The organism is Actinoplanes sp. CA-142083, assembly GCF_050942195.1.
Classification (GTDB): domain Bacteria; phylum Actinomycetota; class Actinomycetes; order Mycobacteriales; family Micromonosporaceae; genus Actinoplanes.
This window is the reverse complement of sequence record NZ_CP192076.1, coordinates 3,380,100-3,393,857: the sequence shown is the minus strand read 5'-3', so window position 1 is coordinate 3,393,857 and position 13,758 is coordinate 3,380,100. Positions and strand designations below refer to the sequence as shown.

General features: G+C 70.0%; 13 protein-coding genes. 8 read left to right on the top strand and 5 right to left on the bottom strand.

Annotated features, from left to right (window positions below):
• Window positions 1-38 precede the first annotated feature (38 nt).
• Entirely contained in the window at window positions 39-557 is a 519-nt protein-coding gene (locus ACQPZX_RS15510; protein WP_433380551.1) for a SigE family RNA polymerase sigma factor, read from the top strand.
• On the top strand, window positions 554-1,681 hold the full coding sequence (locus tag ACQPZX_RS15505; protein ID WP_433380549.1) for a hypothetical protein: 1,128 nt from the start codon (window positions 554-556) through the stop codon (window positions 1,679-1,681). The genes ACQPZX_RS15510 and ACQPZX_RS15505 overlap by 4 nt, the downstream gene beginning before the upstream one ends.
• Window positions 1,682-1,725: 44 nt before the next feature.
• On the opposite strand, the gene ACQPZX_RS15500 is transcribed toward ACQPZX_RS15505, so the two are convergent.
• Window positions 1,726-4,026 (bottom strand): glycoside hydrolase family 9 protein, encoded by a 2,301-nt coding sequence (locus tag ACQPZX_RS15500; RefSeq protein ID WP_433380546.1) that lies wholly within the window; start codon window positions 4,024-4,026, stop codon window positions 1,726-1,728.
• A gap of 112 nt (window positions 4,027-4,138) precedes the next feature.
• On the opposite strand from ACQPZX_RS15500, the gene ACQPZX_RS15495 reads away from it, so the two are divergent.
• Complete coding sequence (locus tag ACQPZX_RS15495) at window positions 4,139-4,507, top strand: HPF/RaiA family ribosome-associated protein (RefSeq protein ID WP_433380543.1); 369 nt, start codon at window positions 4,139-4,141, stop codon at window positions 4,505-4,507.
• Here ACQPZX_RS15495 and ACQPZX_RS15490 read toward each other — a convergent pair.
• Window positions 4,501-5,178, bottom strand: a complete 678-nt coding sequence (locus ACQPZX_RS15490; protein ID WP_433380541.1) for a transglycosylase SLT domain-containing protein — start codon at window positions 5,176-5,178, stop codon at window positions 4,501-4,503. The genes ACQPZX_RS15495 and ACQPZX_RS15490 overlap by 7 nt on opposite strands.
• Window positions 5,179-5,375: 197 nt before the next feature.
• On the opposite strand from ACQPZX_RS15490, the gene ACQPZX_RS15485 reads away from it, so the two are divergent.
• From ACQPZX_RS15485 to ACQPZX_RS15465, 5 genes are all read left to right on the top strand, one after another.
• The gene (locus ACQPZX_RS15485) at window positions 5,376-8,051 is read left to right on the top strand and encodes a BTAD domain-containing putative transcriptional regulator (protein WP_433380538.1); all 2,676 of its coding nucleotides are present in this window, start codon (window positions 5,376-5,378) and stop codon (window positions 8,049-8,051) included.
• A gap of 160 nt (window positions 8,052-8,211) precedes the next feature.
• The gene (locus tag ACQPZX_RS15480; protein ID WP_433380535.1) at window positions 8,212-9,219 is read left to right on the top strand and encodes an ABC transporter substrate-binding protein; all 1,008 of its coding nucleotides are present in this window, start codon (window positions 8,212-8,214) and stop codon (window positions 9,217-9,219) included.
• A gap of 63 nt (window positions 9,220-9,282) precedes the next feature.
• Entirely contained in the window at window positions 9,283-10,077 is a 795-nt protein-coding gene (locus ACQPZX_RS15475) for an ABC transporter ATP-binding protein (protein ID WP_433380532.1), read from the top strand.
• A complete protein-coding gene (locus ACQPZX_RS15470) occupies window positions 10,061-10,828 on the top strand; it encodes an ABC transporter permease (RefSeq protein ID WP_433380529.1) in 768 nt (255 codons plus the stop codon). Before ACQPZX_RS15475 ends, ACQPZX_RS15470 begins: the two co-directional genes overlap by 17 nt.
• Window positions 10,825-11,565, top strand: a complete 741-nt coding sequence (locus tag ACQPZX_RS15465) for an ABC transporter permease (protein ID WP_433380527.1) — start codon at window positions 10,825-10,827, stop codon at window positions 11,563-11,565. The genes ACQPZX_RS15470 and ACQPZX_RS15465 overlap by 4 nt, the downstream gene beginning before the upstream one ends.
• A 57-nt stretch (window positions 11,566-11,622) precedes the next feature.
• Here the strand turns inward: ACQPZX_RS15465 and ACQPZX_RS15460 are convergent, their stop codons facing one another.
• From ACQPZX_RS15460 to ACQPZX_RS15450, 3 genes are read right to left on the bottom strand one after another with little or no spacing between them, the layout of a single operon-like run.
• Window positions 11,623-12,123, bottom strand: coding sequence for a zinc-binding dehydrogenase (locus tag ACQPZX_RS15460; RefSeq protein WP_433380524.1), 501 nt, complete (start codon window positions 12,121-12,123; stop codon window positions 11,623-11,625).
• Between the two features lie 47 nt (window positions 12,124-12,170).
• On the bottom strand, window positions 12,171-12,560 hold the full coding sequence (locus ACQPZX_RS15455; RefSeq protein ID WP_433380521.1) for an alcohol dehydrogenase catalytic domain-containing protein: 390 nt from the start codon (window positions 12,558-12,560) through the stop codon (window positions 12,171-12,173).
• Entirely contained in the window at window positions 12,560-13,627 is a 1,068-nt protein-coding gene (locus ACQPZX_RS15450; protein ID WP_433380518.1) for a hypothetical protein, read from the bottom strand. Before ACQPZX_RS15450 ends, ACQPZX_RS15455 begins: the two co-directional genes overlap by 1 nt.
• Between the last annotated feature and the right edge of the window lie 131 nt (window positions 13,628-13,758).

Genomic DNA, 13,758 nt, shown 5'->3' with positions numbered 1-13,758 from the left:
CGATCCCCGTCTAGTGAGGGAATCGGCGGGGAGAGGCGATGGATGAAGATCAAGAACGTGACTACCTGGCGTACGCGGGCGGGCGGATCCCGGCGCTGAGACGCCTGGCCATCCTGTTGTCCGGGGACGACGACCAGGCCGACGACCTGGTGCAGGAGACGATCACCAAGCTGTACGCGGCCTGGTCGCGGGCCAGCAAGGTCGAGAATCTCGACGCATACACGCACGCGATGCTCGTGCGGGCGTTCCTCGACGACCGGCGTCGCGGCTGGTGGAAGGTGCGGCTGTTCGGCGCCGCGCCCGAATCGCCGGCGCCGCCGCAGGCGAACGCGGATGACCGTGCCGTGGTCCGCGCCGCGCTCGCCCAGGTGCCGCGCCGCCAGCAGGCGGTGCTGGTGCTGCGATTCCTGCACGACCTGCCGGTCGCCGAGGTGGCTCAGATCCTGGGCTGCTCGATCGGCACCGTGAAGAGCCAGACCTCCCACGGCCTTTCCACCCTGCGTCGCATCCTGGGCGACCGCACGTTCACCCACGCCGGATCCGGAGGTGCCCGATGAATGACGAAGAGTACGGAACATCCGCGTTGAGCACCTTGCAGGTGGATCCCCGCCCGGCCACCAAGGTGGACCTGGACCGGGCCGTGCGTGACGGCCGCCGGACGCGGCGCCGCCGGAACTGGGGCACGGCCGCGGCCGCGGCGACGGTCGTCGCGGCCGTCGTGATCGGCGGTGTGACGCTCGTGCAGCGCGCCGGCCGTCCGCAGGAGAAGCCGGCACCGGCACCGGCGGCCCCGGCCGACCCGACCGTGCCGACATCGTGTACGGCCACGGCGCTGCCGGCCGGCAAGACGAAATCGGTGTCCATCGTCGGCGGCGAGCCGACCGGACGCTGGTACGTCGGCACGCAGAACCCGATGGCCAGCCGAACCACCGGCACCGTGATCTGGCACGACGGCCGGCTCGTCACCGAGCTCGCCGGCCGTGGCGAGATCCGGATGTTCGCGGTGAACTCCTCGGGCATCGCCGTCGGCTACGACGCGCTGCACCCGGTCTACATCCGCGACGGCGTCGAGGTCACCATGAAGGGTGCGTCTCAGCCGAAGGCGATCAACAGCTCCGGTGTCGTGGTCGGCGAGGGCAACCCCGCCGACACGAGCGCGTCGTTCGGGGCGCGATGGTCGTCGCCGGACGCCGAGCCGGAGCGGCTGCCCGACATCGACGGCCGGACCGCCGAGGGCGCCTACCTGGTCGCCGACGACGGCCTCGTCATCGGCAACTCGGCCGACCGTGGCGCTCTGCTGCTCTGGTATCCCGACGGCCGGACCAAGGCCGTATCCATGCCGGCCGGCGCCCCGATGTTCCACCCGGTCGCGTACCGGAATGGCTGGATCTATGTCGAGCTGCTCGGTAGTGGCGGGTACCGCTACGCACCGGCGACCGGCGTCTGGCAGCAGCTGGGCGAAAACGCGACAGTCGTGCCGGGCAACTCCGCCAGCGCCCACCCGCAAGTCTTCGTCGGCCGGCAGCCGTTCGCCTTGCCGATCCCGCCGGGCTTGCCGCCGAACGCCGCGTTCGACATCACCGCCATGAGCGACGACGCCCGCCACTTCGGCGGCTACACCCTGGGAATAGCGGCCGACCTGACCTTCCCGTCCGGCGCGTTCACCTGGACCTGCAAATAGCCGAAGGGCGGGGCGGGCCGCCCGGGGCCCGCCCCGCCGCTTTCTTACCCCCTGGAGCAGGTCGTGCCGTTCACGGTGAACGTGGTCGGGGCGGTGTTGCTGCCGGTGTAGGTGCCGTTGAAGCCGACGCTCGTCGAGCCGCCGGAGGGGACGGCGCCGTTGTAGGAGAGGCTCGTGGCGGTCACCTGGGCGCCCGTCTGGGTCCAGGTCGCGGACCAGCCCTGGCTGACCTTCTGGTTGCCGGGGAACGTGAAGCCGAGGGTCCAGGAGCTCCAGGCCGTGCCGCCGGTGTTGGCGATCGCGACCGTGCCGGTGAAGCCGCTCCCCCAGTCGTTGGCGCTGTAAGTGACCCGGCAGCCGGTACCGGTCGGCGTGGGCGTCGGGGATGTTGAAACCGTGGGGCTGGGCGACGGCGTCGGGGAGGTCGAAACCGTAGGGCTCGGAGTGGGCGTCGGCGACGACGTGCCGGGCTCCTGGCCCCAGATCAGCTTGCCGGCCTCGTACAGCGGGACGTTTTTGTTAACGGAGGTTCCGGTCACATACGACGGGTCGTTCGAAGGGTCCCAGGTGCCGCCGTCGGCCACGCCGACCTTGAACTGGACCTCCATCCGGTGCTGCGACTGCCCGGACGGCGAGATCGTGTACCCGGCGCAGTTCACCTCGACGTACCAGATGTCCCCGGACCATTGCTTGGCCGCCGAAGGCGACGGGCAGCCCTGTGTGTAACCGGGAGTCACGACGAGAGCGGCCGTGCCCTCGCGGCGGAAAAAGTACCGGTACGACGAGCTCGTAAGGGCGCGCGCCGGATACGCCGACTTGTTGTAGATCATCACCTTGAGGGCGGTGTCGCGCGGCTCGTTCTGCATCACCGTCGTCTCCACGGTGATCTCGTCCATGTCGGGGGTCTCGGCCTTCGGGAAGCCGGCCAGCGGCGCGCCGCCGTACTCCTTGTAGAGCCGCGCCACCGCCGAAGTGAATCCGGCGTTGTAGTCGGTCGCGACCTCGTTCATCACGTAGTCGGACCGTACGTCCTGGTAGGCGTCGTCGGGCGAGGACGGTCCGCCCACCAGGGCGCCGTACAGCACATGACGCGTCTCGGTGGGAACGGTCATGTTGTCCCACCACGAGCCATGAGCCGTACGGTGATGGGGGTTCTTGGGGGAATTGGCGCCGAAGCCGATCAGATAGCTGGACTGGCGCGGGTTGTCCCCGAGAGCGTAGTTGATCTGCCGGACCGCGAAGTCGTGGTAGCGGGTCTTGCGCGTCGCGTCGGAGGTCTTGTCGCTGTACACAAGCGCGACGAACGCCGTGTTGGCCGCGTAACGCAGCGATCCCCAGCTGTCGAGCACCGCCTCCCCGCCCGGGGAGTAACGAACTTTCTCCCCGTTGACCCCGACCGTCCACCAGTCCAGCCAGCGGTTCGCGTCGTCGATGTACTTCTGCTTTCCGGTCAGGTTGGCCAGCAGCACGTACGCCCCGAACTGCTTGTTGTCCCAGGCAATCGTCCACTTGTACGAGTGGGTTGTGGTCTGCGGCTCGGTTCCAAGGGCGTCATAGGACGATTCCGCCTTAGCCAGATAGGTGGCGTCGTTGGTCGCCCGGTAGAGCCAGATCGCGCCCCACACCAGCTCGTCCTGGTATCCGCTCCAGGACTTGTAGAAGGAGGCGGCGTCGGTGATGCAGTCGCTGTACGCCTTCCGCACCGTGTCCGCGAACGTATACAGCTGCTTCGCGTGGGTGAGCAGCTTGTCGGCGTACGCGGCATCGGTGGGCCGGAACACGATGGAGCTCGCGGCCATCGCCGCGGCCGTCTCCCCCGCCAGGTCCGAGCCTCCGCAGGTGGCGTCGATCTTGTACGAGGGCCGCGCCATCGGCAGCACCTCGGCCGGTCCCCACCACTTGTGGTCGTCGTCGCCCTTGCCGATCTGGCCATAGAGCACGTTGGCCGAGGGGTGCGCCTTGATGAAGTAGTCGTTGGGCACCCGCAGGTTGTTCAAGAACGAGGTCAACTGCCCGGAGGACACGTACGCGTCGCGGTATTCGACCGCGCCCCAGGCCAGCATCGTGGTCGTGAACGCCATCGGGAAACCGAACTTCACATGGTCGCCGGCATCGAACCAGCCCCCGGAGAGGTCCAGACCCACATCAGAACCGTCGTTGACCGCGGCGTCCCCACGCCACGACACCTGACTCCACGAGGGCTTCTTGCCGGCGATCTGGGCCTGGTAGAAGAACATCGACTTCTGCAGCGCCTCGCCGTAGTTGTAGGCGCCGGCGGCTTCGGCGGGGCGACCGACCACCAGCGCGGTTGCGAGCAGGGCGAGGACGAGGAGGACACGGCGCATGGGGGGTTCCTTCACGAGTGGGAGCGCTCCCATACATTCAACATTCTCGTTACGTGTTTGTGAAGCATGATCTTCGGGGAAGTCCGGGTTGTCCCGAAAACGAGGAGGTCAGATGAGCGCCGTGACCAACCCGGCCACCGTCGAGGAATGCCTGCGCGTGGGCGCCGGCTTCAGCCAGGGTGACCGCAACTGGATCGCCGAGCAGTGCGCGACCCTCGACGCCCGGCTCGCCTCATTCCACGCCGACGCGACCGACCTGGAGATCTCGGTCAAGGACCGCGAGGCGCGTGGTCAGAAAGTCACCCTCGAATGCTGGATCGGCGGCCGCGACAAGATCGTGACCACGTCGAGCGAGGAGGACCTGCACGCCGCGATCATGGACGTGCGAGACGACCTGCGGCGACGGCTCACCGATGCGAAGACCCGCCAGGAGCCGCGCCACGACAAGCACCCGCCGACGCCCAAGAACCAGGATCAGTAGGAGTGCGCCGACTGCCAATGTGACCAGGCGCCGCAGGGGGTCTTGTACTTCCCCTTGACGTAGCCGAGGCCCCACTTGATCTGGGTGGCCGGGTTCGTCTTCCAGTCGTCCGCGACCGAGGACATCTTGCTGCCCGGGAACGCCTGCGGAATCCCGTACGCGCCATTGGGATTTGCGGCCCTGTGGTTCCAGCCGCTCTCCTTGTTGAACAGGTTGTTCAGGCAGGGGAACTGGTCGATCGCGAAGCCGGCCTCGAGCATCAGCGCGCAGCCGGTGGCCCGGTTGCCGGTGAACTCCTTGCAGGACGTGGGGATCGGCCCGTTGTACGGGACCGTGGCGTTGTCCTTCTTCGCCTTGTCCTCGGCCTTCTTGGCCACCACCCGCTGGGCGAGAGCGTGCGCCTTCCCGGCCGCGCTCTTCGCCTCGGCGGCTGCCTTGCCGGCCGCCTCGGTCTCCGCCTCGCGCTGCCACGCCCGCGCGGCGACGTGCTGGTTCTGCCGGGCCTTGAGCAGCTGCGCCTCGTCGGCCTCGGCCTGCATCAGATCGACCGAGGCGCTCGCGCGCAGCGGCTCGACGTGCCGTCCCTTGCCGAGCTGGTAACCGGCGGCCGCGCCGACGACGAGCAGCACGACGGCCGCGACACGGACGACGACGCCCAAGTGCCGATTCACGAGGTGATCCCTTCGCCGGGGGGCGATCACGCGGCGCGGGGAAACGCCGCGGCACAGGATCATAGCCGTATGCCGGAGCGCGGCTGCCGATCTGGGGTTCGGCAGCCGCATTCCAGCCCCCGTGGACATACACCGTCGCGGATGCCGCCCCTCGAATCGCTTGTGGGATTCTTGTGGCCGACGCTGTGGGGGGCGAAGTGATCGAGTTCCGGCTGCTGGGTCCGATCGAGGTGCGCGCCGGCGGCCGTCCGGTCGACGCCGGGCAGCCGCGGCAGCGGGCCGTGCTGGCCGTGCTCGCCGCCGACTCCGGGCGGGCGGTGCCGGTCGACACGGTGATCGACCGGGTCTGGGGCGACGAACCGCCGCGCGGCGCCCGGGCCTCGCTGCAGGCGCACGTGACCCGCATCCGGCAGGCGCTCGGCGACGTGCCGCTCACGTTCGCGGCCGGCTGCTACACCCTCGAGGCCGACCCGCTCAGCGTCGACCTGCACGTGCTGCGTCATCTCACCGCGCAGGCCCGCGACCCCCGCGAGGGCGACGCCGAAAGGCTGGAGCTGCTGCGGCGGGCCGTCCGGCTGTGGCGCGGCGAGCCCCTGGGCGGGCTGCGCGGGCCGTGGGTGGCGCAGTGCCGGCAGGCGTGGGGGCAGGAGCACCTGACCGCGGCGGTGGCCTGGGGAGAGGCCGAGTTGCGGGCCGGCGATCCGGCCGCGGCCGTCACCGTGCTGGCCGATCTGGCGGCCGAGCACCCGCTGACCGAGTCGCTCGCGGCGGTGCTGATGAAATCGCTGGCCGCGGCCGGGCGGCCGGCCGAGGCGCTCGCCCACTACGAGACCGTGCGCCGGCGGCTGGTCGAGGAGCTCGGCGCCGACCCGAGCCCGGAGCTGCAGGCCGCGCACCGCTCGATCCTGCGCGGGCCGGATCCGGTCGCCGGGCCCGCCCAGCTGCCGGCCGACGTCTTCGGCTTCACCGGCCGGGCCGGCCAGCTGGCCCAGCTGGAAGAGCCGGCGCCGATCTTCGTCGTGTCGGGGATGGCCGGGGTCGGCAAGAGCGCGCTCGCCGTCCACTGGGCGCACACGGTGGCGGGGCGGTTCCCCGACGGCCAGCTGTATGTGAACCTGCGCGGCTTCGACCCGGCCGGCCGGGTGATGGATCCCGCCGACGCGGTGCGTGGCTTCCTCGACGCGCTCGGCGTGGCCCGCGACAAGGTGCCGGCCGGCCTGGACGCGCAGGCCGCGCTGTATCGCAGCCTGCTGGCCGGCAAGCGGATCCTGGTGCTGCTCGACAACGCCCGCGACGCCGAGCACGTACGGCCGCTGCTGCCCGCGACCGCCGGGGCCGTGGCCGTGGTGACCTCGCGCAACCGGCTCACCGGCCTGCTCGCAGCCGAGGGCGCCCGGCCGGTCGCGCTCGACGTGCTCAGCGATGAGGAGGCCCGCGACCTGCTCGCGCGGCGGCTCGGCGCTGATCGCACGGCGGCCGAGCCGGGGGCGGTCGACGAGATCGTCGAGGCCTGCGCGCGGCTGCCGCTGGCGCTGGCCATCACCGCGGCGCGGGCTCAGCAGAGCAGGTTCCCGCTGGCCCGGTTCGCGGCCGAGCTGCGCGAGTCCGGCGTGGACGCGCTGGACACGGGCGACCCGGGCCTGCAGGTGCGGGCGGTGTTCGACTGCTCGTACGCGGCGCTGAGCGCGCCCGCCGCGCGGCTGTTCCGCCTGCTCGGGCTGCATCCGGGGCCGGATTTCGGCACGGCCGCCGCAACCGCGCTGGCTGGGCACGATGCCCGGCGCGAGTTGGCCGAGCTCCTCAACGCCAACCTGCTCACCGAGCACCTACCGGGCCGATACGTCTTCCACGACCTGCTGAGGGCGTACGCGGCCGGCCTCGACAAAACGGACACCAAGGAAGCCGCACAGCGGCTGCTCGACCACTACGCGCACACCGCGCACGCGGCCGACCGGCTGCTCTATCCGGCGCGCGACCCGATGGAGATCCCGCTGGGCGACGGGAAGCCGGCCCCGCTGGCCGACCACCACGAGGCGATGGACTGGCTCGCCGCCGAGCACCGGGTGCTGCTCGCGGCGGCCCGCTACGCCGCCGGCAACGGCTACGACGCGCACGCCTGGCAGCTGGCCTGGGGGCTCGACACGTTCCTGTTCCGGCGCGGGCTGTGGCACGAGCAGATCCCGCTCTGGACGATCGCGGCGGAGGCGGCCGAGCGCCTCGGCGACCTCACCGCCCGCGCGTTCGCGTACCGCAGTGTCGGGCGCACGCACATCGCGTTCGGCCGGCACGAGGAGGCCCGCGCCCAGCTGAACAAGGCGGCCGCGCTGTACGAGCGGACCGGCAACGCGGCCGGGCAGGGTTTCATCCACAACACGCTCGCCTATCTGCTCGGCTCGCAGCACCGGTACGCCGAGTCGCTCGAGCACAGCGCGCGGGCGCTCGCGCTCTACCGCGAGGCGGGCAGCCCGCGCGGGCAGGCGATCGCGCTGAGCCAGTTCGGCTGGCACAACGACATGCTCGGCAACTACGAGGAGGCGATCGGCTACTGCCATGAGGCGCTCGTGCTGAACCGTCAGGTCGGCGACCGGCGCGGCGAGGCGGATGTGCTGGACAGCCTCGGCTACGCCCACCACCACCTGGGGCGGCACGAGGAGGCGGCGGACAGCTATCGGCAGGCGATCGATCTCGTACGGGATCTGGGCGACCGGTACGCGGAGGCGCAGATCCTCGTGCACCTCGGGGAGACGTGCGAGGCGTCGGGCGATCCGGCCGCCGCCCGGGGAGCGTGGGCTGAGGCCGTACGCATCCTGAAAGAGCTGAACCACCCGGATGAGCGCGACGTGCGCGCCAAGCTGGAGGCGACGCGAAGCTAAAGCTTCTCTCGTTTCCCGTCGCACGACGTGCCCTTTGAGGGCGACATTTCGTAACCCTAAGGTTGCACCCACGTGACACGCGCAACGGGCAGCATCGTGGCCACCGGATGGGCTGCGTGACGCGAATCCCACCCGGCCTGACACGGAGAGGAGAGGTCGGATGCACGTGCGTTTCCGGCAGCCCGGCGCCCGCGCGACCATGATCGCGATTGCCGCCACCGTCGCCCTGGCCACCGCGGCCTGCGGCGGCGATTCGTCGAGCAACGACACCACCAACAGCGCGAGCGGCCAATCCGGGCAGCTCACGCTTCGCATCGCATATAACCCGAACGCCACCAACACCACCATCGTGGTGGCCGACCAGCAGGGGTTCTTCAAGAAGAACGGGCTGGACGTCAAGCTCACCGCGACGCAGAACTCGGCGGCGCTGATCCCGGCGATCGGCAAGCAGTTCGACCTGATCACCGTGACGCCGCCGTCGCTTCTGCAGGCCGCGGCGCAGGGGCTCAAGCCGGTCCTGGTGGCGGGCCAGAACGTCGAGAACGCCAAGGACAAGCGCAACAGCTACCTGATCGGTGGTCAGGGGATCACCTCGATCGCCGCGCTCAAGGGCAAGACACTCGGAGTGCCGAGCCTGAGCGGCAACCTGTACGAGGGCGCGGTCATCCTGCTCGACAAGGCCGGCCTCAAGAAGACCGATGTGAAGTTCCTGCAGGTGCCGTTCGCCGACATGGCGGGTGGGCTCAAGACCGGCACCATCCAGGCGGCGGTGACGATCTTCCCGTTCGGCAACGTGCTGCTCGGCCAGGGCGGCGCCGACCTGGGCAGCCCGACCGACCTGAGCGGCACCGGATCCGACGCGCTGTCCGCGGGCTGGCTCGGCTACCAGCCGTGGGCCGAGAAGAACAAGGCGACCATCGACGCGTTCAACAAGGCCCAGGACGAGGCCCTGGCCTGGATGCAGGCGAACGACGCGGCGGCCAAGCAGGTGCTGGTCAAAGACTTCAAGCTGCCCGACGCGGTGGCCCAGAAGTACCCGGTCACCCAGTACGTCTCGTTCGAGGCGAAGCCCGAGTACCTCGAAGCCTGGATCGAGCCGATGAAGAAGGTCGGCGACCTTCCGTCGAGCTTCACCACCGCGGCGAGCGACCTGGTCTACCAGGACTGAGATTTCCCCTACGCCGGCGGCCGATCCCCCTCGGCCGCCGGTACGGCAATTACGGAGCGAGACATGAGCGAACGTCTGACGGCGGATGACGTCGTCTTCGAACTGCGCGATGTGTGCGTCAAGCTTCCGGCTGGTCCCACCGGTCGCGACATCCTGCGTCAGATCGACGCCAAGGTCCACGCCGGCGAGATCATCGGGATCATCGGGCCCTCCGGGACCGGCAAGACCACGCTGCTGCGCGTGCTCAGCGGGCTGCAGCTGCCGACCACCGGCAACAGCCTGCTCGGCGGCAAGCCGGTCACCGGGCCCTCGCGGGACGCGGTCACCGTGTTCCAGGACTACGGCACGGCGCTGCTGCCCTGGCGGACCGTGGCCAGGAACGTCGCCCTGCCCCTCGAGGGCCGGGTGAGCAAGGCCGAGCGCGACGAGCGCGTGCACAAGGCGCTCGAGATCGTCGGCCTCGCCGACCGCGCCGGCGAGTACCCGTGGCGGCTCTCCGGCGGCATGCAGCAGCGGGTGCAGATCGCCCGCGCGCTGGTCGTCGAGCCCAAGGTGCTGCTGATGGACGAGCCGTTCGGCGCGCTCGACGCGATCACCAAGGGCACCCTGCACGACCAGCTCATGGACGTGCAGGCCCAGACCGGTCAGACGATCATCTTCATCACCCACGACGTCGACGAGGCGGTCTACCTCGCCGACCGGGTGCTGGTCATCCACGGCTCGCCGGGGTCGATCGTGCACGAGGTCACCACCAAGCTGCCGCGCCCGCGCGACCAGATCGCCACCCGCGACCTGCCGCGCTTCCACGAGGCCCGTCACGAGCTCGCCGAGGTGCTGCGCTATGGCCGACCTGCTTAAGCGCGTCAACTGGCCGGGCATCGCGGTCATCGCCGGCCTGCTCGTCGTCTGGCAGCTGATCGGCAGTTCGACGCTGCCCACGCCGGTCGACATCTGGCACGGCTTCCTGGATCTCCTCGGCCCCGACGGCGGGCTGGGCGAGGCGCTGCTGCACACCATCCAGATGGTGCTGATGGCGTGGGTGATCGGCGCCGGGGCCGGGCTGATCCTGGGGCTGCTGATCGCGCTCAACCCGACCGTCGCCTCCTGGGGCTACGCGACCGTGGACATGTTGCGGTCGCTGCCGGTGGTGGCGCTGATCCCGATCGCGATCCTGGTCTGGGGCACCGGCGAGCTGACCGAGGTCATCCTCGGGGCGTACGCGGCGCTCTGGCCCATGCTGATCAACACGGCCGGCGGCGTCCGCGGGGTGACGCCGCGCCTGCGTGACGTGGCCCGCACGCTGCAGCTCGGCCGCACCGCCACGCTCTTCAAGATCGTGCTGCCGGCGACCGGCTCGTCGATCCTGATCGGCGCGCGGCTGTCGCTGGCCACCGCGCTGGTCGTCTGCGTGGTCAGCGAGATGCTGGGCCTGCAGAGCGGCGTCGGCAACCAGCTGGTCCTCGAGCAGAGCGGCATGCAGCCGGCCCGCATGTGGGTCTACGTGCTGCTGGTCGGCGTGCTCGGCCTGATCATCAACGCCGGCCTGATCCGGGCGTTCCGTCTTCTGTTCCCGGGCATCGCGCTGGTGTCGGAGAGGAGCAGCAAATGAGCTTGCGTACGCTGCGGGGCCTGGTCCCCATCGCGCTGGTCATCGTGCTGTGGCAGCTGTTCGGCACCAAGGACTCGATCACCACCCCGCCCCCGTCGGCGTGGTGGGACTCGTTCAAGCAGATCGAGGAGAGCGGCGCCCTGTGGCCGGCGCTGGGCACCAGCCTCAAGCTCTTCGTGCTGGGCCTGCTGCTCGCCACGGTCCTGGGCGTGCTGCTGGGCATGGCGCTCGGTTCCTCGCGGCGCCTGAGCCGCGCGCTGAACCCGCTGTTCGAATTCATCCGCGCCACGCCCGCCGCCGCGATCGTCCCCGCCGCGCTGGTGCTCTTCCAGGCCAACAGCAAGACCGAGATCGGGATCATCGTGTACGGGTCGATCTGGCCGATCCTGCTCAACACGGCCGCCGCGCGCGCCGCGGTGCCGTCGATGCGCCTGGAGATGGCCCGATGCTTGCGGCTGAGCCGCTGGGACCGGCTGCGCAAGGTGGTGCTGCCGTCGCTGCTGCCCGAGATCGTGGTCGGCATCCGGGTGGCGGTGCCGGTGTGCCTGATCGTGACGTTGCTGGTGGACTTCCTGGTGGCGACCGGCGGCATGGGATACCTGCTGGTGCAGTACCAGCAGAGCTTCCAAGTAGCGAGCGCCTTCGCCCTGCTCGCCACGATCGGGGTGGTGGGCGTGCTGCTCAACCTCGTGATCGGCCTGGCCGAGAAGGTGGTCCTCCGGCGCTGGCCGGCCTAGGTTCCGCACGCATGAGGAAGCCCCCGCCGATCCCGGCGGGGGCTTTCCTGTTGCCTGCTACATGCTGATGACGGTCTTGCCCCGGGTGTGCTTGGTCTTCGCGGTCGCCAGGGCCTGGGCGACGTCGTCCAGCGGCCGGGTCTCCTGGATCGGCACCCGCAGCGTGCCGGCCGCGACCAGCCGGCCCAGCTCGTCGAGGAGGTCACGGTCGGGGTTGCTCATGACGTTGGCGCCGGTCAGGTTCCTGGGCTCCAGGAGCGCGGGGTCGGCGGCCCGGTGCACCGAGACCACCCGGCCGCCCGGCTTGACCAGGTCGAGCAACTCGGCGAAGGCTTCTCCCCCGTTGACGAGGTCGATCAGGACATCGACGCCGTCAGGGTGGAGCTTGCGAACCGACTCGGCGAACCCTTCGCGGGCCACGACGTCGGTGGCGCCCAGATCTTTCAGGTAGGTCTCGTCCTCTTCCGGGCCGGACGCCACGACGTGTGCGCCCTTCGCCGCCGCCAGCTGGACCGCCAGGCTGCCGACTCCGCCGGGCGCGCCCACCACGACCACCACATTCGCTGCATCAACTTCTTTTACACAGCGCAGCGCGACCACACCGCTCAACGGCAGGCAGGCCGCCTCCGCGAAGTCGACGCTCTCGGGTTTGACGGTGAAGCATCGTTCTCGTTCACGATCAGATGAGTCGCGAAGGTGCCCCGGTGCAGCTTGGGGCCGCCCAGGTAGCCGAAGATGGCGTCGCCAACTTGGTATTTAGTCACGCCTTGGCCGATTTTTCGGACAATTCCGGCGTAGTCGCGACCGATGACCACGGGGAACTCGTACGTGAAAGCGTGTTTGAGAGAGCCCTCGGCGACCTTCCAGTCGAACGCATTGATCGACGACGCCTTGATCTCGATGAGCAGCTGGTCGTCGGCCGGCTCGGCGACCTCGAACGGCCGCAGCGCCGCCGGCTCGTCGAAGGAGGTGAGAATCAGTCCCGTCGCCCGCATCAGATCTCGTTGCCCCAGTAGTAGCGGCACACCATCTCGACCAACTGGATCTTCACTTTCTGCTGCTCGGCGCTCAGCAGAGGTGCGGCGGCCGAGGGCGCGAACCCGGAGTTGGGTGCGAACGCCACATCATCGAGCGAGCGCCGGTCGGCGACCTCGTCGGCCAGGGTGAGCAGGTCGTCCATCGACTCGGCCTCGGGCGCGGAGGCGTCGACGATGCCGAAGCTCACCGCCATGCCGGCCGGGATGTCGTCGAACGGCAGCCGCCGGGCGGGATCGCGCGGGAAGTCCACGGCGAGCCGGTTGAACGGCGTCCCCGCGATCAGCCGGTCGAGCGCCGCCTCGTCGTATCCGGCGCCGGTGGTGGGAAGCGGGCCGTGGTCCGTCAGGTCGAGGCCCACCCGGAAGTGCTGCGGCGCGTCGAGGCCGGTCACCGCGGCCCGGTCGGCGTTCACCACCGCTTCCAGGAGGGCGTCGGCGTCCTTGACCTGGGCCCGGCCCTCGACCGTGAGCAGCGGGACGAGCAGCGGGTTCCCGAGGGCGACGTACGCGACACCCTGCGCGGCCAATGCCGCGACCTCGGCCCGGATGATCGCCGCGAGCTCCTCGCCCGTGCGCGCCACCGTCGCCGGGTCGGCGGACGGGTCACTGAGCAGCGCCAGATGCCCCGGCGACGGCAGCGTCACGAACACCGGCCGGTCGACCGTGCTCAGCAGCGGCGCGACTTCATGCTCGGCCATCCGCCCCTTAGCGGCAAGCTTGCCGGCCACTGCCTTCCTCCGCGCCGCGGAAATCCCCGCCAGCGCGGCGATCGGGTGGTCGCCGCTCGTTTCCTCGAACCCGTCGACGTGGTCGTAGACGACGGACTCGAAGTGCTCCCGCCGGAACTGCCCGTCACTGATCGCCGACACGGTCAGCCGACGCTGCTCGTGCGCGGTGGCAACGGCCGCTTCCTCCTCGGCCGCGGCGATGGCCCGCGCGTCCCCCGACGCCCACGCGGCAAGAAGCTCCGCCGGCCGGACCAGGCTGCCGTGGTGGTCGATGTGGTACTGAAAATCGTCAGCCATGCCCATACTCTCCCGGCTGCTTCGACATCTCGATCCCGCCGACGCTATGGCAAAGCCCGGTGCCTAGATACGCACTCGCCTGCATCCTTTGCTTTCACCCCCATCCTCCGATCCCGCCGCGCCCTCGGACC